The sequence below is a fragment of the Brevibacillus sp. MS2.2 genome, from assembly GCF_013284345.1.
Lineage (GTDB): Bacteria > Bacillota > Bacilli > Brevibacillales > Brevibacillaceae > Brevibacillus > Brevibacillus brevis_C.
The window spans coordinates 86,264-106,439 of the sequence record NZ_JABSUZ010000012.1; the positions used below are offsets into that span (position 1 = coordinate 86,264).

At 46.9% G+C, this 20,176-nt stretch carries 20 protein-coding genes and 1 pseudogene; 7 read left to right on the forward strand and 14 right to left on the reverse strand.

Going from position 1 to position 20,176, the window contains the following annotated elements; translation table 11 throughout:
- Positions 1–47: 47 nt before the first annotated feature.
- From HP568_RS13530 to HP568_RS13555, 7 genes and pseudogenes are all read right to left on the reverse strand, one after another.
- The gene (locus HP568_RS13530; protein WP_173629341.1) at positions 48–2,090 is read right to left on the reverse strand and encodes a methyl-accepting chemotaxis protein; all 2,043 of its coding nucleotides are present in this window, start codon (positions 2,088–2,090) and stop codon (positions 48–50) included.
- 213 nt (positions 2,091–2,303) lie between these two features.
- A complete protein-coding gene (locus HP568_RS13535) occupies positions 2,304–2,891 on the reverse strand; it encodes a DedA family protein (protein ID WP_173629342.1) in 588 nt (195 codons plus the stop codon).
- A gap of 188 nt (positions 2,892–3,079) precedes the next feature.
- The gene (locus HP568_RS13540; RefSeq protein WP_173629343.1) at positions 3,080–3,811 is read right to left on the reverse strand and encodes a hypothetical protein; all 732 of its coding nucleotides are present in this window, start codon (positions 3,809–3,811) and stop codon (positions 3,080–3,082) included.
- 13 nt (positions 3,812–3,824) lie between these two features.
- Positions 3,825–4,625, reverse strand: a complete 801-nt coding sequence (locus tag HP568_RS30170; protein WP_309142222.1) for an EndoU domain-containing protein — start codon at positions 4,623–4,625, stop codon at positions 3,825–3,827.
- Between the two features lie 102 nt (positions 4,626–4,727).
- Positions 4,728–5,147: pseudogene (locus HP568_RS29775) on the reverse strand (DUF4280 domain-containing protein); the annotation flags it as partial.
- 251 nt (positions 5,148–5,398) lie between these two features.
- Positions 5,399–5,605: a YqgQ family protein gene (locus HP568_RS13550; RefSeq protein ID WP_015892550.1), complete on the reverse strand. Its 207-nt coding sequence runs from the start codon at positions 5,603–5,605 to the stop codon at positions 5,399–5,401.
- On the reverse strand, positions 5,602–6,000 hold the full coding sequence (locus tag HP568_RS13555) for a hypothetical protein (protein WP_048034123.1): 399 nt from the start codon (positions 5,998–6,000) through the stop codon (positions 5,602–5,604). The genes HP568_RS13550 and HP568_RS13555 overlap by 4 nt, the downstream gene beginning before the upstream one ends.
- A gap of 22 nt (positions 6,001–6,022) precedes the next feature.
- Here HP568_RS13555 and HP568_RS13560 point away from each other — a divergent pair, with 22 nt between their 5' ends.
- A complete protein-coding gene (locus tag HP568_RS13560) occupies positions 6,023–7,360 on the forward strand; it encodes an MFS transporter (RefSeq protein WP_173629388.1) in 1,338 nt (445 codons plus the stop codon).
- A 54-nt stretch (positions 7,361–7,414) separates the two neighbouring features.
- On the opposite strand, the gene abc-f is transcribed toward HP568_RS13560, so the two are convergent.
- The 4 genes from abc-f to HP568_RS13580 all read right to left on the reverse strand — a co-directional run bounded on the left by abc-f (position 7,415) and on the right by HP568_RS13580 (position 12,048).
- Positions 7,415–9,340, reverse strand: coding sequence for a ribosomal protection-like ABC-F family protein (gene abc-f, locus HP568_RS13565; RefSeq protein ID WP_048034125.1), 1,926 nt, complete (start codon positions 9,338–9,340; stop codon positions 7,415–7,417).
- A gap of 456 nt (positions 9,341–9,796) precedes the next feature.
- The gene (locus HP568_RS13570) at positions 9,797–10,594 is read right to left on the reverse strand and encodes a stalk domain-containing protein (RefSeq protein ID WP_048034126.1); all 798 of its coding nucleotides are present in this window, start codon (positions 10,592–10,594) and stop codon (positions 9,797–9,799) included.
- Positions 10,595–10,694: 100 nt separating this feature from the next.
- On the reverse strand, positions 10,695–11,633 hold the full coding sequence (locus tag HP568_RS13575) for an AEC family transporter (protein ID WP_048034127.1): 939 nt from the start codon (positions 11,631–11,633) through the stop codon (positions 10,695–10,697).
- A gap of 13 nt (positions 11,634–11,646) precedes the next feature.
- Positions 11,647–12,048 carry a hypothetical protein gene (locus tag HP568_RS13580; protein WP_056489624.1) on the reverse strand — a complete coding sequence of 134 codons (402 nt, stop codon included), beginning with the start codon at positions 12,046–12,048 and terminating at the stop codon, positions 11,647–11,649.
- An 816-nt stretch (positions 12,049–12,864) separates the two neighbouring features.
- Here HP568_RS13580 and HP568_RS13585 point away from each other — a divergent pair.
- From HP568_RS13585 to HP568_RS13605, 5 genes are all read left to right on the forward strand, one after another.
- Entirely contained in the window at positions 12,865–13,692 is an 828-nt protein-coding gene (locus HP568_RS13585) for an amino acid ABC transporter substrate-binding protein (RefSeq protein WP_173629345.1), read from the forward strand.
- An 80-nt stretch (positions 13,693–13,772) separates the two neighbouring features.
- Positions 13,773–14,606: an amino acid ABC transporter substrate-binding protein gene (locus HP568_RS13590; protein ID WP_048034129.1), complete on the forward strand. Its 834-nt coding sequence runs from the start codon at positions 13,773–13,775 to the stop codon at positions 14,604–14,606.
- Positions 14,593–15,288: an amino acid ABC transporter permease gene (locus tag HP568_RS13595; RefSeq protein ID WP_048034130.1), complete on the forward strand. Its 696-nt coding sequence runs from the start codon at positions 14,593–14,595 to the stop codon at positions 15,286–15,288. Before HP568_RS13590 ends, HP568_RS13595 begins: the two co-directional genes overlap by 14 nt.
- 17 nt (positions 15,289–15,305) lie before the next feature.
- Positions 15,306–16,040 (forward strand): amino acid ABC transporter ATP-binding protein, encoded by a 735-nt coding sequence (locus HP568_RS13600; RefSeq protein ID WP_048034131.1) that lies wholly within the window; start codon positions 15,306–15,308, stop codon positions 16,038–16,040.
- A gap of 526 nt (positions 16,041–16,566) precedes the next feature.
- Positions 16,567–16,941, forward strand: coding sequence for a YybH family protein (locus HP568_RS13605; protein WP_048034132.1), 375 nt, complete (start codon positions 16,567–16,569; stop codon positions 16,939–16,941).
- A 91-nt stretch (positions 16,942–17,032) separates the two neighbouring features.
- On the opposite strand, the gene HP568_RS13610 is transcribed toward HP568_RS13605, so the two are convergent.
- Positions 17,033–17,803 (reverse strand): ANT(4')-I family aminoglycoside nucleotidyltransferase, encoded by a 771-nt coding sequence (locus tag HP568_RS13610; protein WP_173629346.1) that lies wholly within the window; start codon positions 17,801–17,803, stop codon positions 17,033–17,035.
- A gap of 165 nt (positions 17,804–17,968) precedes the next feature.
- Positions 17,969–18,892 (reverse strand): LysR family transcriptional regulator, encoded by a 924-nt coding sequence (locus HP568_RS13615; RefSeq protein WP_056489638.1) that lies wholly within the window; start codon positions 18,890–18,892, stop codon positions 17,969–17,971.
- Between the two features lie 145 nt (positions 18,893–19,037).
- Between HP568_RS13615 and HP568_RS13620 the strand changes: the two genes are divergently transcribed.
- Positions 19,038–19,517, forward strand: a complete 480-nt coding sequence (locus HP568_RS13620) for a DinB family protein (RefSeq protein ID WP_173629347.1) — start codon at positions 19,038–19,040, stop codon at positions 19,515–19,517.
- Positions 19,518–19,557: 40 nt separating this feature from the next.
- On the opposite strand, the gene HP568_RS13625 is transcribed toward HP568_RS13620, so the two are convergent.
- On the reverse strand, positions 19,558–20,073 hold the full coding sequence (locus HP568_RS13625) for a DUF3841 domain-containing protein (protein WP_173629348.1): 516 nt from the start codon (positions 20,071–20,073) through the stop codon (positions 19,558–19,560).
- Between the last annotated feature and the right edge of the window lie 103 nt (positions 20,074–20,176).

A 20,176-nucleotide genomic window follows, 5' to 3' on the forward strand; every position in this document is an offset into this window, starting at 1 on the left:
ACAGCAGCAGTTCATCATTTTGCATTTTTTTGCAAACAAACAAGTGGTTAGAGAGTGAAACGATTGATCATTTGCTGTAATTCCTTTGCCATCTGGTTTAGCTGCTCTGCGGATGTAGAGAGCTGGTTCATCGAGATGCGTTGCTCTTCCGTTGAAGCAGCCACACTCGATGCACTTTCGGCAGATTCCTTTGCAATTGAGGACAACTGCAAAATAGATGCCGTCACCTGTTCCGTTGCCGCTGACATTTGCTCCGCAACGGAGGAAATCTCCTGAACCTGATCGGCTACATCCTGGGTAGAATCCATGATCCGGCGGAATGCTTCCCCTGTCTCATGGGCGATCTGGATTCCAGCTTCGACCTCTCGCGTTCCCTCATCCATGGCTTGTACCGCTGAAGTCGTTTCCCGTTGGATTTCGGTAATCAGGTTGGCAATTTGGTTGGCCGAGTCGTTGGACTGCTCTGCCAGCTTGCGCACTTCATCCGCTACCACTGCGAAACCTCTTCCCTGTTCACCTGCACGTGCAGCTTCAATCGCCGCATTGAGTGCCAAAAGATTCGTCTGGGAAGCGATGCTTGCGATTACTTCCACGATCTGTGAGATTTCTGCTGAGCGGCTATCCAGCGAACGAACGACATCGGCAGAATGGCTTACAGATCGGTTGATCGAATCCATCTGTCCTGACACCTTTTCTACGGATTGGTTGCCCGCCACCGCTTCGTTTGCCATATGTTTCGATGATTCGGCCATCGTGGAGGAAGCTTCGGCAATACGCTGAATACCGATCGCCATCTCTTCCATAGCCCGCGCACTTTCTTCGGCACTATGCTGTTGATTCTCCGTGCCGGTTGCTACCTCTTGGAACGACGAGGCAACCTGACCAAAGGCAATTCGTGCTTCGTGGGCCTTCGTTGCGGAGGTTTCCGAGACTGTTCCTACTTGACCGGTATAGCCGTTAATATTTTGCATCATTCCGTGCAGATCTGTAATGAATGCATTTACCGCTGTCGCTACGTCGCCAATCTCATCCTTGCGCCGGATTGGGATCGTCTGGGTTAAATCCTTTTTCTCCACCAAGTTCACGATGCCTGCTTTCAGTTGCAACAGTGGACGTGCTACCTGTCGATTGACAAACCAATACAAGAGCACGAGGAAAATACTGATGGAGACACCAAAAATAATCAGGCTGATGTAAAAATATTGGGTAATCGGTCCGTTAATCTCTGCTGCTGGCATGACAGTAGCTAGCGTCATACCTGTTTCCCCGATTGGAGCGAAGGTGACGTATTGCGTTTGTCCAGCTATGGTTGCTTGCGTCATACCCGTAGCGGTTGCTTCTGTTATGTGATTGGCAATATCCCGCAATCCCGTTTCAGACTCGTCCGTTATTTTCACCTGCAAGTTCTTTTGTGCATCGCGATGAGAAATGTAAATACCCGACTTGGAAACGATAAAACCATAACCTGTTTCGCCAACCTTCAGATTTTCGATGCTTTTGTTAAGCTCCGTAAGCCCGATATCCAATGTCGTCGTACCACTGATCTTTCCTCCCACTTTAATGGGCGCAATTGCTGTAACCATAGGAACTTTGGAAATGGGGTCGGCATACGGTTCTGTCCACACATATGGTTTGTCCACCATCCCCGCCTTGTACCAATCCTGTGCGAGATAATCATAGCTGCCGTCGCTGTAAGCCGGATCGAGCTCTACCTTGTCGTTATTGCGGATAGCATACCTGCCATACAGCTTTTGCGAGCTGTCGAAGCTGTATGGCTCCATCCAAAATCCACCGCCCACAATCAAAGGTTCAGATGCTACGACATCGACCAGCGTCCCTTCCATTTGCTTGATTGTTTCCTTGGAGCCATGCGAGACAGAATAAGTGAGTGTTTCCGAGAGCTTGCCTGTCTTGTCCAGCATCCCATTCAGATAAGCCGCCTCTTTGGCTACCTGCATTTGTAGCTTTGCTTCTACTTCGTTCGAAATAATTTGCTCAAACTGGAGAAAACCAAACACTAGCTGAAGAATAAAAATACCGATGGTGATGGCAGCCAAAATGGTTACCAACACATTTTTTATGCTCCTCATGCAAAAGCCTCCAATCACACAAATTGAAAAAATAGAAATCTATGACACGACGACATTTGGTAATCTACCCTATTATTACCATATGTAAACTTCTTCTTTACAAACTTTTAAAAACATCAGAACATAACGACAATCTATCCACATAACAAAAAGGCGCCTGCCATCCGAAAAGTTCGTGGATAGTAGACGCCGTATTCTAGTAATTCGTATCGATTACGAAACAGGTGGCTGCTTATTCGTACGAGGTTCTTTCATTCCGCCAAGACGCTGCAACTGGCGAATCATGAGGAACGAAAAACCCGCGAAACAAACAATCGTCAATGTAATTTTGCTATATTGATAAACGCCCGCAACCATTATTTCCAGTTGATCGGAGAACCAATAGCCTGCTAAAAAGTAATGCATGGTCCAAACGATACTGCTCGGCAAAAAGAATAGGAGGAACTGCCGAAACGGCATTCGGCTGGCACCGGCGAAGATTGGCACGATATGACGAATAATCGGAAGAAAGATACCAAAAGCAAGCAGCCAGCCCATTGACCCGCGTAATGCATACAGCAAATCAGCACGCAAGCCCAGCTTCCGGGCCATCCAGCCAAATGCCTTCGCTCCCAGTAAGTACCCCGTGCAAGAAACGATGAAAAAAACGGGGTATATGACGGCATATGCTGTAAAAAAGTCCGCTCCTGTATTGGCAACCTGCGCCCCCACGGTCATGACCGTAATCTCATCAGGAATGAATTTTCCCAGCAGGCCTGTAACCATCTCCCAGAATAGCTCGTAATACCCTGTAAGCTCCACCTGTGCCGCCTCCTTTCTCTCTGCACTCTATCCTAACGGGTAAACCTTTCAAAAGAAGACAGAAATCCTTAAGAAAAGGATAAGTATTTCTGAAGAATTTCTTACGAAGTACGCAAAAAAGCTCATTCCTCCAAAATGGAATGAGCCTTTTAAGTTTATCAAGTCATTTCATTGAGGAATCAGGATGATTACCCCTCATTCCAAATATAATCCATTAATTCAAGCGTCAGAGAAGAAGTGATGAAGCCTTCCTCCGCTAGTTTGTGCGCTAAAAAGCTAGTTGCTTCATTTGACCTTTTCATTGACTCTTCTTTAAACTTTATATAAAAGCCACTTCTATCATACTCATAATCTGCTATTTTTAGTTCTTTTAGTAATTCTGCCAAATGAAATCCAGAGACTCCGAATAAAAATAACTCCTCTTTGTAATTGATAAATTCTATGTTGATAGGAATTGATTGGCTGTAAATTTTAATTATGGTGTCTTTCAAATCATTGACGTTCTGTTTATCCTTCATTTTAGAATACAATTCAAAATCGTTAATGATCATAGAATCAAGTGAAATTTTCTGGCCTCTAGATAATATTTGTTTTTGGGCTTCAGGATCCGCTTCCAGGTTCTCTTTAATAATATGTGTGATCTGACTTAGCTTTAAAATAATGCTATCCATGACAATATAGTCAATATTCATGCCCTTACACATATTCTCGAATACAGGTGAAATATAGATTCCTTCAGTGTACTGCTCTATATTCAGCATTATCTTAATCGATAAGCCATTTGTATTCGCAATGAATTTCAATTGTTTTAGATTCCTAGAAGAATTCAAGTTTTTTTCGTCTATGCATATGATTTGCTCATTTTCACTACAACTTATCATATCTTTTAAATTCATTCTCGAAAAATCAAGAGTGCTCATTATATCCTCCTATTTAAGGCAATAAAGATTCATGCAATGGGTACGCAGTAATTATATCTTTTATATTCGTTCCATCACCAGCCAAATACATTTCAATGGTCATTCCGTTATCTGCTTGTCCTCTATATCTATTAGTCGGTCTACCTAGGGAATCTAATTGCCTACTCTTATGCATATGAGCCTCCATAATCTTGTCTACTACTTCATCTGGCGTATATTTATTGCTAAAAAAAGATGAATACTCCGTTTTTTCTACTCCATTAATTTTAACTCTTCCTATTTTTGTTCCATATTTATCTGCCTCTCGAACAATTTCAATAATCTCGTTTCCTGGCGAGAGAACTTCGTCGGCATAGTGCCATCCCGATGCTTTAGCGTTTTTGACTTCTCCCTTAAATATATGTTCAGCAGTATTATCTAAAAATTCATATGGCTGCCTAACTTTTGGCATTTGCCATCCATTACCATTTCCAGTCCCCTTCTTCTTTTTCTTAGCCGCATCGAGTAAATTCCCGATGTTTTTACTTCTCCCAAAAGTTAGTGCTTGCAAAGCAAGCCCACCAACCGCAAGTCCGTCCGCGAGATTGATTTTATCATCCCGCAACGTATTCAAGTCCTCCTGCATCGGCTCAATATAACCTTCCCTCACAAACACGTTAACACCCTTAGGTAAATCCTCTGCCGCCTTTTGCAAACCTTTCGGCAAATCATTTGCGGCTTTCTCCAAAGCTCCTGGCAGCTCACTTGCCGCTTTTTGCATTGCAGCAGGAACATCTCCCAGCTTTGATATTCCTTTGACGAAGTTGTCCCACATGGTTGGCTTTTCCTGTGGCTTCTCGCAAGCTGGTCCTTGTCCAAAACTGGCATCTGAAGCTCCACTGTTAGCTGACGATTGAATCCCTATCGTGACACCACCCAAATCCTGCCCATCGTCTTCAATCTTGATCAGTCCGCAATGGAAACACATATTCGTGGATTTGTTCAGCAATGCGGGGTGTCCGCCGACCATTTTGTCCGCTTTACCATCGATCCATGGCATGGTCATCACAGGTGTGCAAGGCATCGGTGTCAATACACCATTATTAGCTGAAGTGGCAGAGGCGACGGTGGGATTCTTCAAGTTGCTGCACTTTCCAAATGGCATGATATTGACGTTAGGAACGAAGTCCATGATGTTCATTTGCGGCTTCCCTTTTACAAAAACACCATGACTGAACGGCATTTTCAGCCGACTTAACTGACTTCCGCTACTGCATGATAAAATGGCGCCAACAACCACATAACTCTTGCGTTCCGCATTCGATTGTTGGACGGAGATACCTTCAATATTGGGCATACAGTCTCCTCCTCTCTGTAAGGTTCCTATACAGATGGAAGATGCTCGTGCTAATAGATGAAGACCAATATCCACTCTATATATAAAAAGGAAATAATGCCCATATGCTAGGTATCGTATACTGGACTGATAATAAAAAATAGGTATAAAGTTGCGAAATTACATTCCACGATAGGGTATCGACCACAAAAAAACGCGTTTACCATCTCCCGTATACACTCGGCTTGGTAAACACGTTCTTACTCTTTATTCTATTCTCTTCCCTCAGCCTTACGCTTGCTGCGCAACGCTGACATGGCTTCAATGAACTCTTCCTTGTCAATGACATTCAGCTCATATAGCTCCCGAATTTCATCTTCTATCAACAGCAAATCCCCTTCAGGATCGCCTGTATAAATAACCAATCCGAAACGGTGCAGAAACGCCTTCAAATCGAATTCATTCGGGTTTATTTTCAATGAGCTCCCTCCAGATCGATTTCCATCCTTGCGAGGACGGCATCGTAATCAAACTCGACAGCAAAGCCGGTAATGACGATGATCTTCGCGTGTGGATACGCTTCTTGCCACGCCTCCTCCTCTTCCGGTTTCAATCCGACGATATACAAAGGGTCCGCGGATAACTGTGGGTGTTCTTGACACAGGCGTAAAAACTCCCTGCATCTCTCCTGTTCGACAGCCGCATTCAGAACGAGGACAGCTCGCTCAATTTCTCCGGACTCTCTTTGTTTAGCCAGCAGCTCAAACGTTTTGACTGAAGGCACAATGGCATTGATCTCAGGAAAACGATCGAGCACTTCATCTAGCCAATCATCTTCTTGCCAGGCCAGGTAGTAAAGCATCGCAGTAGACATGTAACAAACACCTCATGGATATATACTTGACAATATAGGTAGCCATTCTTATTTCTTTTCTATTATAGCACGTCTCGCTATAACTGCCCACGTTGCTAGCTTGACTTCGCCTTTTCCTTCACGTAAGGTGGAAAAAGTAAACAATCCGCTTGAACAGATTTTTGTGCGAAAAGAGGTAGACGTAGTGAATAAGAAGCACCTTGCCCTCTTGTTCTTTATTGCTTTTTTCATCATGCTCGGTTTTGGTATCATTATCCCCATTCTTCCCTTTTTCGCGGAAAAATTGGGTGCGACTTCGTTTCAAATCGGCGTGCTTTTTGCCAGCTACAATATTATGCAGCTGGTGTTTGCACCGATTTGGGGAGCACTTTCAGACAGAATTGGTCGAAAGCCACTCATCTCATTCGGGCTGTTCGGCTTTTCCATCACCTTTATCCTGTTTGGACTAGCTGACAGTTATACAGAAATGCTCCTGTATCGCATTTTGGGTGGGATCGTCTCGGCTGCCGCATTGCCAACCGTAACCGCTATGGTGGCGGATCTCTTCCCTTCAGAGGAACGGGCAAAAGGGATGGGAGTCATTGGCGCCGGGATTGGACTTAGCTTTGTCTTCGGTCCGGTAATTGGTGGACTCCTCAGTGAATTCGGCTTTGCCGTTCCCTTCTACGCTTCGGGTATCGTGGCGTTGCTTACGTTTTTCCTGATCCTGTTTGCCTTGCCAGAGAGCTTGCCGAAAGAAAAACGGGCGAATCTGCAAAAAGAACAGCGACAAAATCCACTTGTCTCTTTGTTTGGTTCCATGTCCTTGCTGTACGGTATTTTGTTCACTGTCTCCTTTGCTTTTTCCGGACTGGAAACGACTTTTGCCCTGTACATAAGTGATTTGTACGGCTTTACCTCCAAAGACCTCGGCTATATGTTTCTCGTCATGGGCTTGATCGCTGCTGCGGTACAAGGCGGGCTCATCGGAAGAATGGTCAAGCAGCTAGGGGAAGCAAGTGTCCTCGTCATTGGGATGATTCTTTACGGCATTGGCTTTTTTGCCATTCCACTGTCGGGTAACTTTTGGGTGCTGGCGCTGATCCTCTCGTTATTCGGAGCGGGTCAAGGGATGATCAGAGCGACAGCTACAGCAATGATCACTCAACGAACCACGCAAGGCCAAGGCGTGACGAGTGGGGCAATCAGCTCGATGGACAGCCTTGGACGCATCTTGGGTCCATTAGCTGGTGGAGCGGTTTACCAAGTCTCGCACAGCGGTCCGTTCTTCCTCGGAGGAGTCTTGATGGTACTTCTCCTCCTCTGGTTCGTCAGCAGCTATCGTCGCCTGCCAGAACCAAGCACACAAGCGCAATCGTAAGCCATACAAAAGGCAGCACCGCCAGCATTCTACACTTTGCTGACGGTGCTATTTTTATTGTTCCTGTAGCTCCATCCAAGCCGAAAAGGTTACCTCTATCTCCTGCTGAACCTGATCGATCGCTTGTTGCCAAGCCACTAACTGCTCGTAATCGGCGCCTTCACTCTGGAGCAAGGAAGTCAGTTCACCTTTTCTTCCTTCTAATGAAGCTATTCTTTGTTCAAGCTCTGCCAGCTTATATGGATTCGGGCGTTTGGCTGTCGCATTCGTCACGGCCGTCTCTTGGACCTGCTTGACGGCTGGCTGCTTTCGCTCTATATCCTCCGGCCTACTGGCACGAGCAGCGATCCGCTGTTTTTGCTTTTCCCTTGCTTCCTCATAGGAACCCACATCGTGAACCAACCGCTTATTTTCCACCCAAAACACACCATCTGCCATCTTTTGCAGGAAATAGCGATCATGCGAGATGATGAACAACGACCCGCGAAAATCCGCCAATGCTTCCTCCAATGTTTCTCGCGCTTCAATATCCAGGTGGTTTGTCGGTTCGTCCAGAATGAGCAGGTTGATTTCTTGATGCATCATTTGGGCCAAGCGCAGTCGCATCCGCTCTCCACCGCTCAACTGCCCGATCCGCTTGAAAACTTGTTCGCCGTAAAACATAAACCGTGCCAGCAAATGTCGTGCTTCTGGCTCCGTCACTCTGGCTACTTCACGGAAAACGTCAATCAGCCGCTGATTTTGATCCCCTTCCAAAGCCTGCTGTGACAAGTAACCTACCTTCACGCTGCTACCAATTTTCAGCGTACCTGCGTCTGGCTCTAACTCACCAAGCAGCATACGAATCAGCGTAGATTTACCGCAGCCATTTGGTCCAAGCAGCGCTTTTCGCTCCCCGTAGCGCAATAAAAAGCTAGCGTCCGCAAACAACTGTTTTCCGCCAAATGTTTTCTGTACCCCTGTCGCTTTCAGCACATCCTGCCCGCTTCGGTCGGTCTTCATAAACTGCAAGCCCATGCGATCCGCTTCCATTTTCGGTCGCTCGATACGCTCAATTCGCGCCAGCGCTTTTTCCATGCTTTTTGCCCTTCGGTGAAAAGCCTCGTTCGGCGGATTGGAGCGATTGCCCCACTCCTTGAGCCGTTTGATTGTCTCTTTCATTTTCTTGATTTGCTTTTGCTGTTCCTGATAAGCGGCAAACTGGCGTAGCAACCGCTCTTCACGCTCCGTAACGAACGCGCTGTAATTGCCGATATAAAATTCGGCTTCTCCTCCGTCCACATGATAGACAGACGTGACGACGGCATCCAAAAAATAACGGTCATGGGAGATGATCAGGATCGTGCCCTGATAATTTTTTAAAAACTCCTCCAGCCACTCCATCGACTCTACATCCAGATGGTTGGTCGGCTCATCCAAAAGTAGAACATCGCTTTGTTGGCAGAGTAGCTTGGCAAGGCCAGCCTTTGTCTTTTCCCCACCGCTGAGTTGTGCAAAAGGTGTCGCTAACAATTCTGAACTAACTCCCAAGCCCTGTGTCACCTGGGTCATTTTCGTCTCCCACTGATAGCCATCCAGTTGTTCAAATTCATCTTGCAGCTTTTGATAGCGCAGCATGAGGCGGTTTAGCTCTTGTTCATTCTCGTAAAGCAATCCCATCTGTTGCTCGAGCTCGCGCATCTGCTCTTGCAGCTTGATAACATCGGCAAACGCGCTGGCTACGACATCCGCCCCCGTCCATTCAGCCGGATACTGCGGAGTTTGCGGCAGGTACGCCCATATCGTTCCTTTTGCCCGAAAAAGCTCACCAGAATCGGGGCTTTCGATGCCTGCCAGCAGCTTGAACAACGTGGTTTTGCCTGCTCCATTCGGTCCGACGATCCCGACACGTTCTCCTACTTTGATTTCCAATGTAATATCTTGTAAAACCGGATCTGCTCCGTACGATTTCTGCAATTGCTGTGTCGCGACAATAATCATGATTATTTCCTCCTTGAAAAGTTGGTAACGGTTCAAAACAATGGATTTCCTGGTGGCCCCGGCACAATTTTGGAGACCACACCGCACGTGCGAGTGGACGCAAAAAAGCCGCAGGCCATTACCTGCGGCATCGTGAAAGGGACCGACCTTACGTCAGTTACCCATTATAGACAAGAACAAACCGCCCCTGATCGATGCATGGTACGCCTATGGAAACTCCGTTTAGTTGTATGCGCAAAAAAGGACAGACTGGTCCCGTTGAATGCAAAATCATGCGTCATACTGGAAGTTTCTACCACAAACCATGCTTGCAGAGTTCCGAACACGTACACACACCTCCATTTCTCAAGGGATAGGAAATCACAACCATATCTTACATCAGGCGTCACACAAAAACAAGAGGGCCTGCTACGTGCTCCTCACTAGCAGGCCCTGTACGTCTTTTACCCGATTTTTTTATCGACTGCCGTTGCCTTCTGTGGCAAATAGCGGCTTTTTCGTCTCTGCATCCAGGAAGACAATCGTCGTGTAAGGTGGCAGCTTCACTTTTGCCGCCAAATACGGATAGGAAATCACTTGCGGGTACATTTTACCTGGATCAGGCAGCGTTTGTTTGACATACACAAAAACCTGCTCCCAGCTCTGCTCTACTTTGGTTACTTGCAGTCCGTAGCCAGGGTTCGGTGAGGCCCCGCGTGCGATGACGTAAAGATCTCCCTGCTTGTGAATGCCTTGCTGTTCTTTTACCGAGTCAATAAACGTACGTTCCTGTTCCGTCAGCTTATCGGCGTCGACAAGCGTAAACGCACTCTCTTCCCCAGCCATCACAATTTCCACCGCCTTTTTCTCGGCATTCCACGTGATTTGATGTCCGGCCTGCTCTGCCATCCATCTCAACGGCAGATACACTTGCTTGTCACGCACGATTGCGCCCTGCCCATCTAGCAGCCACTTGCCATTCAACGCTACTTTTCCTGTAACGAGGTGGAACGTCAGCGTACCTTTTGCCAGCTTCATTTCTCCATTCGTTGCATCTTGCTTCCAAGTGCCTTCTAAAATCCGGCTCGCATCCTCGGCGGAAACATACGTACGCTGCTGGACGAGAATCGGTGCTTTTGCCAAGGAAGATTGCTCTCCGTTTACCAGTATCGGAGCAGTCGTTGTTTGGGGTGTGCTAGACACTGCCGCCTGCACAGGATAAGCCGCCAACACTTGCAGTGTCAGGGCAACAGCCAAAATCGATTTGCCTTTCATTGTTGTTCCTCCATCCATTCATCATCATTTTCGCCATTCTTTACTTGTTAGACATAGGTTTCCTCTGATTCGTTTCACTATGACTGAGATTGGCGAGAGATTAGTGCAAGAGCCAATTCCCCATGACCAGAACAACCGGGATGGACAAGAGCGCCAGCAAGGTGGAACAAACCGTCGTCATGGCACCCATCTCCTCATCCGCCGCATAGCGCCCGAACAAGATCGAGGCCAATGTCAGGGTGGGCATTGCTACTTGCACAAGGGAAACGCTGACGATATCGCTGTCGATTGAAAAAACGGACAAAAGAACCGCCGTCATCAGCGGGAAAACAACTAATTTAAACGCGAGTGGCATACTCAAAAGCTTCAATGACACTTGCGGTTTGTTGCGCAAAAACATCGGCAAGAGCATACCGATGTACATCATGGCTAACGGAGAGGCGAGCTTGGACAGCGTTCCAAACAGCTGCTTCACAGGCTCAGGCGGTACAAACCCGATGATGGCAGAACCGAGTCCAAATACAATCGCAATCATCGGAATGTTGATAAGTGTCTTGAGCCCTTTCAAGGAGAAGCTTCCTTTTTCCTGGAGCATCATCACGCCTACTGTCCATAGCACGACATCCACGCCTGCGTCGAAAATAGCTGCCAAGAGCGCCCCTTTTGGCCCAAACAAGGCGGCACAAAGCGGCAAACCGATGAAGCCTGTATTCCCCAAGCCGGACAAAAGCGCGATCTCCCGACGTTTTTTCACCGGAAGAGGTAGTGCACGCGCACCTAACCAGCCGATAAAAATGCCCAGGCAGTTCAGGATAATCGAAATGAAGAATATTGCAAAAATTTGGTATAAAATTTGCTGGTCAATGGTTGTCTGAAAGATCCCGTCTAAAATAATGCACGGCATGGCTACGTTTACAATAATCGTGATGACGAGCTGGCGGGAGTCCGCAGTCAAGGGTTGCCGGTAGCCGATTAAGCTACCGATCCCAATGATGACGGCCATGATGAGGATGGACTGCTGCAACGTTTGTAGTTCCATGCTGCCCTCCTGCCTACATTTCTACCGGAAGCCATTCGAGTTCGGTCGGCTCCCCTTTTTCACATGTTCTGAGCAAATCTCCGCACAAAGGAACAACCTGCTCAAGCGGAACACACCAGGAAAGGGGGAAGGCAACCTCACTACCCTCGATGACGAGCGTGGACATCACCGCCGATTGCTTGTCTGCCGCAAGGACAAAGTGCTGCTCCGCCGGCTCGTGTTCTTTCCATTGCACCAATACTTTGCCGTTGTTCCCGCCTGCCACGACCAAATCCACATGATCTCCATACGCTGCGTGAACCAACGTCCGCGTTACTCCATCCAATTGAGCGATTTCCTTCAACACTTCATGCCAAGCTACATGCTTTTGCTCCATTCCACTTCCATCTGTATACATACGCCAGTCGTTTAACATGATGATTGACTCCTTTTATCGGTGCGCTCTCCTATGAAGAACAAGCACGTCATTGCTTGTAGGCCTTTCAATTCGTACTAATTGTACGCTTCTTGTCGAGGAACCTCAACCACTACTTCTGCGCCAAGTTTCGTCTCATGCACATACCTCCCACATGAATGGAGAATCTTAAAAGAGAGAAGAAGTGTAAACGTTACTGTAGGGGTGGAGAGGAAACAGGAGAAAACGCTCAGCTTCTAGGTTCACCCCCTGTGGGCTTGACTGCCCGGCTCCATGAAAAAAAGCGAAACCCGCGTCCAAAGTCGTCCATTCAGGAGGCGTCTCAGAGGTGGACGCTAAGAGCTTGTTTCTCTTTTTTTCATTGCGCCTCGGTCGGTGTCCCTAAGATCTTCGCTTATTTCTCCTATTTCCTCTACAAGCTGTCAATTTGATTCGATTTTTTAATGCCTTAATAGACGGAAGATCGTAATCCGTTACGACAGAGAAGAATATTTCCAGACGTAGCGACTTGTGGAGTCCTACCGAGCTCCGAAGCGATTAGCGGGCAAAAGAAACGCAACGTGCCCACACGACGAAGCGGCTACCACTTTTGCGTTTCCCCGCTAATTGCTTCGGAGCGGACAGTCTCAGCCCCCAGCAGGACGGAGCCTGGAGCCTAGACTGGAAATATTCTTCTCCCCACCGCAGCTACATAGAACCTTGTCCCTTCTAATTCATAGTAATCAAATGGGATTTAACAATTTAAAGATTGACAAAGGCATGAACGACCACTACTATGTATCCATGAAATCCGATTAACATAAAGGGGATTACAACATGAAAAAAGTCATTCTGTCTACCTTACTATCTTGTCTGCTACTGGGAATGGTTGGATGCAGCACTTCGGGTTCTCCTTCTCAGCCAAATCATACAACCCCGCCTTCTGATCAAGCAGCTTCGCAAAATTTGCTGGAAAAAGTGAAAGCCGAGAAGAAGCTCGTTATTGGTACGGAAGGTACATACTCTCCGTTTACGTACCATGATCAGTCGGGCAAATTGACCGGGTATGATGTGGAGGTTGTCACAGAAGTTGCCAAGCGACTCGGTGTAGAGCCTGTGTTCCAGGAAACCCAGTGGGATGCCATGTTTGCGGGACTCGACTCCAAGCGCTTTGACGTCATTGCCAATCAGGTAGGAATCCGTCCTGACCGTCAGGAAAAGTACGATTTCTCCAAGCCATATACGATTTCCCGTGCGGTTTTGGTCACGCACAAGGACAATAACACAGTCAAAGACTTCAAGGATATCAAAGGGTTAAAAGCCGGACAATCCATGACCAGTAACTACGCTGACCTCGCACGCGCCAATGAGGCGGAAATCGTCGGTGTAGACAACTTCAATCAGGCAATTGACCTGATCGCACAAAAACGAGTGGACGTTGTGCTTAACGATAATTTGTCGGTGCTTGATTTTCTGAAACAAAAGCCGGATACGCCAATCAAAGTCGTGGCAAAAAATGCAGATGGACAACCAACCGCTTTCATGTTCCGTAAAGGAAGCACAGAACTGACCGACGCGATTAACAAGGTGCTCGATGAGATGCAGCAGGACGGCACCATTTCCAAAATTTCCATCAAATGGTTCGGCGAGGATATCACGAAGTAATACTTACTCATTGACAAAATTGTCTGTCCCTTTTAGTATGATCCTATTCAATTTCACATCGGTTTAGTGGGGGTTAATTTATGAAAAAACTATTATTTTCCCTTCTCGCTTCCACTCTGTTAGTCGCATTGGCAGGTTGCGGGTCGTCTCCAACGGGACAACCACCGCAAAATAGTGCCGCTCCTGCCCCAACAGAAGAGAAAACAGAACCAAACTTGTTGGAAAAAGTAAAAGCTGACGGTAAAATTCTGATCGGAACGGAGGGCACATACGCGCCGTTTACGTTCCACGATCAGTCTGGCAAGCTGACGGGCTATGATGTTGAAGTCGTGACAGAGGTAGCGAAGCGCATCGGTGTTGCGCCTGTGTTTCAAGAAACACAATGGGATGCGATGTTCGCGGGTCTAGACTCCAAGCGCTTTGATGTCGTAGCGAATCAGGTAGGCATTCGCCCTGATCGTCAGGAAAAATACGACTTCTCCAATCCATATACCGTATCCACAGCGGTCCTCGTCACCCATAAAGACAACACGACCGTAAAAGGCTTCGAGGATATTAAAGGTCTGAGGGCAGCACAAACATTGACGAGCAACCTCACAGATATCGCAAAGAAAAACGGAGCGGAAATTGTCGGTGTGGAAGGCTTTAACCAAGCGATTGACCTGCTTGTTTCCAAGCGTGTAGACATTACGATCAACGATGGGATTTCCCTGTTGGACTTCATGAAGCAAAAGCCTGATGTTCCTATCAAAATAATCGCAAAAGATCCGAACGTAGCGAAAAACGGCTTCCTCTTCCGCAAGGGCAGCACAGAGCTGGTTGATGCATTCAACAAAGCACTGGATGACATGACGAAAGATGGTACCCTCGCAAAAATATCAGAGAAATGGTTTGGTGCAGATGTCTCTAAGTAGCTTCTTTGAAAACCCAGAACGCCTGAACCGATGGATCGATATCGCGCAAAGCTCCTTTCTTCCTCTGTTGAAAGGAGCCTTGCTCTATTCTTTGACAATCGCCATCGCATCCTTTTTCATTGGTCTGATCATTGCGGTTCTCACTGCGCTGGCACGTCTATCCGGCATAAAGCCGCTGATTGCCATCTCGCGCTTTTATGTATCGATTATCCGCGGTACCCCTTTACTGGTCCAATTGTTCATTATTTTTTATGGCTTGCCGAGCATCGGCTTGATGATCGATCCGATACCGTCGGCAATCATCGGCTTCTCTCTCAGCGTCGGTGCCTACTCCTCTGAGGTGGTACGTGCCGCTATCTTGTCCATTCACAAAGGGCAATGGGAAGCAGCCTACTCACTGGGGATGACCTACTGGCAAGCACTGCGCAGAGTCGTGCTCCCACAGGCAGCTCGCGTCTCCATTCCTCCTTTGTCCAACTCGTTTATTAGTTTGGTCAAGGATACTTCCCTGGCTTCGGTCGTTCTGGTACCAGAGATGTTTCGCAAAGCCCAAGAAGTTGTCGCTGCTACATATGAGCCGCTGCTGGTCTATGCGGAAGCAGCCCTTATTTACTGGGTGATTTGCTTCGTACTCTCCATTATTCAGGATCGCATCGAAAACAAGCTGGACCGCTATGTCTAAAAAGCAGGTGAAAACGTATGATTACGATTACGGATGTGCATAAACAATTCAACACCTTACATGTACTCAAAGGCATTTCCCTCTCCGTGGAAAAAGGAAAGGTAGTCGTTATCATCGGTCCTTCAGGCTCCGGGAAAACAACCTTGCTTCGCTGCCTGAACGCACTCGAGGTTCCAACTAGCGGCAGCGTCCAAATCGGCGACGTCAAGCTGGACTTTTCCAAAAAAGTAGAGAGAACGAGCATTCCAAAGCTGCGAAAGCAGACCGGGATGGTGTTTCAAAACTACAATCTATTCCCGCACATGACAGCCGTTGAAAATGTGATGGAGGGACCTGTCACTGTCAAAAAAGAAGACAAAGAAAAAGCACGTGCGAAAGCCGCTGCTCTCCTGACAAAAGTAGGGCTCGGTGACAAGCTCGACCATTATCCAGCGCAGTTGTCTGGTGGACAACAGCAGCGTGTAGGGATTGCTCGGGCACTGGCGATGGACCCGCAAGTCATGCTATTTGACGAGCCTACCTCCGCCCTGGACCCGGAGCTCGTTGGCGAAGTGTTAAAGGTGATGAAGGAGCTTGCCCAGGAAGGGATGACGATGATCGTCGTCACGCATGAGATGGGATTCGCTCGGGAAGTTGCCGACGAGGTTATTTTCATGGACCAAGGCGTCATCGTGGAACGAGATACACCTTCCCATTTGTTCGCAAAACCGCGTGAGGAACGCACACGTCAGTTTTTGCAGCATTTGAAGTAGTGACGAGAAAAAGACTCTGTCTCTTGTATAAGAGCACAGAGTCTTTTCTTTACAAGTACCTTAATCATCAATAAAGCAAATCACTAGGAAAATAATAATGAGAATCCAAATGAACCCGCCACCAAAAAAGCCGAAGCCGCCGCGATCGCAACCCATGATCTTCCTCACCTCTCATAGAAATCAGATGGACGCACCGATCTGCTGGCAAGGATCAGTACACATTCAGCTTATGACAGCCGCATCTCTCCTGTATGGATGCCTGTCTATCCCAGCGATTAAAAAGAAAAAAACGGGTGCTTGCCCTCCGCATATATATAAAGCCTAAAATTAACAAATGCTTCATGTTCTCTCTACTCTTCCTTAACATCAGACAACTATCATGAATGTGTCAGACCCTACGATGGACATTACGTCCTCCATTTCCGCCCGAATAGCCCCCTTCTACATCGGGCGGGCTTTTTTTCATTGCCGCAAACCTATAAAATATGGATAAATAGACCATTTTCAGCGGAGAGAGGGATCATTTGTGGAAGGCTATAAACAGGCGTTAGCGCAATATATTGACGCTACTAATACACATGACTTTGACAATGTAGAAAAAATGCTTCATCCGAATGCCATTTACTGGTTTTCCAACAAGACTTGTACATCCATGAGTGAGATCCGCGCTTATTTTGAAAATGCATGGCATCTGATCAAGGATGAAGTCTATGCGGCTACGGATGTCCAGTGGATTGCTATCGATCAAAGGTCCGCTAGCTGTGTATATACGTATCAATACCAAGGCTATTACAACGGGGAATTCGTCACGGGAAGTGGTAGAGCCACGAATATTTTTACGAAAACAGAGACAGATGAATGGAAGCTCATTCATGAGCATTTGAGCGGCAAAGTTGAGTAAGCCCCAAAAAAAAAAAGCCTCACTAGGTAGCAAGGCTTTCTTGGTAAGTCGAGACCCCACGTGCAAGGGGTCTCGTATTGTTTTTTATCGATTAAAAAGGGATTCGTTCTGAATGAATCACATACTGATGCTGTGCAGCCCAGTCTTGAAGACCCTCCCAGAATGCTTCGCAAGCGCTAACGATTTTTGCTGGATCAGTCAGATCTCCCGTCATCACCAATCTGGCTACCTGATCGAAGCCAGCCGGACGATGCGGCAACTCCAGTGCTTCCGGCAAAAGCTTGGCCCCAGTCGAGTAAAGCTGTCGGTTATGCAGCCCGATCAACATCGCACCGTATTGGGCAAACTCCATAGCCAAGTAGGGCAGATAGGTATGCGGGCCGTTTAGATTTACGTTTCGCAACTTACCTATAAACTCGTACATTTCTCCTACGAGAATACCGTTGATTCCCTCTGTGAACTCTTCCTTCGATGGTGATTCTGCTGCTTTTTTGAGCGTTTCAAAAAAGCCCTTCGGATCGTACAGACTCATCGGAGAAAAGAAGGGGCCATGTGTCAGCGGCCAATCATCCTCGACCGTAGCGGCAATGTTCAGCAAAACATCTGCACTGCACACATTCACTTCAGCCTTCCAAGGTCCTGCTGACCATTCGTAGCTAAATTCTATTTCTTCCCCTGATTCTTCTAGTACACAAAACATCTCGATATCCGAGTAAGGGCCGTCTGTCCCTCGAGAAATGGAACCATACACCCCAATGGCCAGAACCTTTTCTTTGTACACTTCCTGTAATCTCGCAGCAATTTCTTGGCAGGTTTGCAATCGTTCACTTCGAGATATTTGTACAGGTCCATTCATGTTCATTTACGTACATCTCCCTTGATATATTGTGGGGTGAGCTGACACAAATACATGAATGGAGGACCTCGGGATTAACGGGGGACTTTTTTTGGATGCATGTGAACTTCCTCCCATCTAGCAGATCGTAACGTTCGTAATGATAAGCATTTTACCAAAGAAAGGAAAATCTTACGAGTGATTTTTATTCGTGGTGGGAGCATGGGCGTTGTCGATGGCCGATTGAATATATGCTTGTAGCGTATCGATGAAGGTACGAGCGGCGAACCCCATATATTTGTCCCTGCGATAAACCAGACAGATATCTTGGCTGGGTGTCGGATGCAAGAGGTTGATGATCGCAATCTCATCGTCGTTTACGTTTTGCAACAATAAGCTAGGCAGGATACAGCCCCCGATCCCCTTTTTTACAAGAGTCAAAAGAGACAGGAGCGTGGTCGTTTCGATATGAGGCTGCAAGCGAAAGCCTTCCTGTATGCAATAGCGATTGATGAGCTGTCTCGCTTGATGATCCGGCGGAAACATCACCATTTTTACATCTTGAAGCTGATCAAACTTGATTGCCTTTTCCTTTGCAAGTGGATGTGCGGGATGAACCGCCAATGCAAACTCTTCGTGAAAAAGCGGAATGACAGTGATTCTCTCATCCGGCTCAGGTAACACAGTCACGCCCAAATCAATCTCACCGGATATGATTTGCTCTACTATTCTTGTAGACTCCATGACGGATAAGGATGTTTTGGGATACAAGCGGTGGAATTCTACAAGCAGAGCATCAAACAACAAATCGGCATCGCCAGGCAGGACACCGATTGTGAGCGTGCCCCCTTCGTTGTTTTTCATGGCTGCAATCGCTTCGCGTGCGTAGTCGATATGGGAAAAAACATGCCGACTCTGTTCCAGCAATACCTTTCCTGCTTCCGTCAGCTTGATTCGCTTGCCTAAGCGGTCAAACAGCGGGACACCCAGCTCACTCTCTAAAAACTTGATTTGCTGGCTGAGATTAGACTGCGAGGTACACAGCTTTTCTGAGGCCCGGGAAAAATGCATTTCCTCACATATTGCCATAAAATACTCCAATTGCCTGAGCTCCATTGCTTCACCTCTTGCGACCATTATCATTTTTACTAATCATTCTAATCGGAAAAGCATGATTGTTGCGATTTTCCCTACGACGTACACTTTAGTTGACGGTAAGATTGCTGTCAATCACAGGAAAATGATAGGGAGGTTTTGTCTCATGTCTCAAAGCATGATCACTACAGCCACATCCGTTCGTCAAATTGGCCTGCAACAGATTCCCATGATTCCTGAGGAGCTATTGGATGTTCAATCCCCCGCTTTTTCAAATACACTTCGCTGGAATATCGGGCATATCGTCTTTTGTTTTCAGCATTTCCTGTCCATCGGCTTGCCTTACCAATCTGACCTGCCCGCTTCTTACGCTACTTTTTTTCAGACAGGAACGAAGCCTTCTGACTGGACGACTGCACCACCCTCGAAAGATGAGCTGATTCACTACTTGTCTGTACAGCTTGAACAGTTGGCCTCCGTGACCCCTGACGAGCTAGAGGCAGCTTTGCCGGCCCCCATTACAATGGGTCCCTTCCAGTTTACGACGGTAGGAGAAGTCTTTAACTTTGCCGTCATGCACGAGTCCATTCATCTGGGGATCATTTCAAGCATGGTAAAAGTCGTAGGACTGGAAGCAGCCAGATAATCACGAAAAAACGAGACCTTCCCATGGTCTCGTTTTCCCATTACCTCGCGATAAAATACTCGACGCTTTTTACGTTCGCTAGACTTATTTTCCCCGTTGTCCCTTGTAATTCTCTATCCTCGTCTGTATCCCAACTGGAGTCTCGCTTTCTATCCCACGCAAAGATACGTTCCCAGCTTTCCTCTTTTGAAATCATCCCTTTTCCTTGATGGTAATCTTCATACTCTTGTTCACTGTTAGCTAGGAAGTCATTATTTAATACCATGTGCCATTCATCATAGTCAGATAGTAAAACCGATTGTTCGTCCAATTCAACTTTGATACGGACGAACTTTACACCACTTTCAAAATAGCCTGTACGCCTCAAATCAGGTTTGTTCACCCACAACCATATTGGAGATTCTCCCTCATATTTTGACAATCGCTTCTTCATTTGGTGAATCATCCATTCATATTCTTTAGGGAACATCGCGTACTCTCGTTCCCCTTGCAAATATCCCCGATCTTGAGACATATCCCATACTTCTTGGTTTTGGAGCGTCCAAAAAACTCTCATACCATACACCCTACTCCCATATTTCAAGTCGCGCTCATTAAGCAATGATCAAGCAATAGTGTAACCGAAGTCGTGCAGTCTACACAAAAAAACGAGACCCTCG

Bases quoted from the DNA above. Each gene is read 5' to 3' on its own strand.
- HP568_RS13575 (WP_048034127.1), bottom strand. From the start codon at position 11,633: ATGGAACTACAAACGTTGCAGCAGTCCATCCTCATCATGGCCGTCATC.
- HP568_RS13555 (WP_048034123.1), bottom strand. From the start codon at position 6,000: ATGTCTACTGCGATGCTTTACTACCTGGCCTGGCAAGAAGATGATTGG.
- HP568_RS30170 (WP_309142222.1), bottom strand. From the start codon at position 4,625: ATGTGGGACAACTTCGTCAAAGGAATATCAAAGCTGGGAGATGTTCCT.
- HP568_RS13570 (WP_048034126.1), bottom strand. From the start codon at position 10,594: ATGAAAGGCAAATCGATTTTGGCTGTTGCCCTGACACTGCAAGTGTTG.
- HP568_RS13620 (WP_173629347.1), top strand. From the start codon at position 19,038: ATGTCTCAAAGCATGATCACTACAGCCACATCCGTTCGTCAAATTGGC.
- HP568_RS13625 (WP_173629348.1), bottom strand. From the start codon at position 20,073: ATGAGAGTTTTTTGGACGCTCCAAAACCAAGAAGTATGGGATATGTCT.
- HP568_RS13590 (WP_048034129.1), top strand. From the start codon at position 13,773: ATGAAAAAACTATTATTTTCCCTTCTCGCTTCCACTCTGTTAGTCGCA.
- HP568_RS13540 (WP_173629343.1), bottom strand. From the start codon at position 3,811: ATGAGCACTCTTGATTTTTCGAGAATGAATTTAAAAGATATGATAAGT.
- HP568_RS13580 (WP_056489624.1), bottom strand. From the start codon at position 12,048: ATGTTAAACGACTGGCGTATGTATACAGATGGAAGTGGAATGGAGCAA.
- HP568_RS13600 (WP_048034131.1), top strand. From the start codon at position 15,306: ATGATTACGATTACGGATGTGCATAAACAATTCAACACCTTACATGTA.
- HP568_RS13530 (WP_173629341.1), bottom strand. From the start codon at position 2,090: ATGAGGAGCATAAAAAATGTGTTGGTAACCATTTTGGCTGCCATCACC.
- HP568_RS13610 (WP_173629346.1), bottom strand. From the start codon at position 17,803: ATGAACATGAATGGACCTGTACAAATATCTCGAAGTGAACGATTGCAA.
- HP568_RS13585 (WP_173629345.1), top strand. From the start codon at position 12,865: ATGAAAAAAGTCATTCTGTCTACCTTACTATCTTGTCTGCTACTGGGA.
- HP568_RS13595 (WP_048034130.1), top strand. From the start codon at position 14,593: ATGTCTCTAAGTAGCTTCTTTGAAAACCCAGAACGCCTGAACCGATGG.
- abc-f (WP_048034125.1), bottom strand. From the start codon at position 9,340: ATGATTATTGTCGCGACACAGCAATTGCAGAAATCGTACGGAGCAGAT.
- HP568_RS13615 (WP_056489638.1), bottom strand. From the start codon at position 18,892: ATGGAGCTCAGGCAATTGGAGTATTTTATGGCAATATGTGAGGAAATG.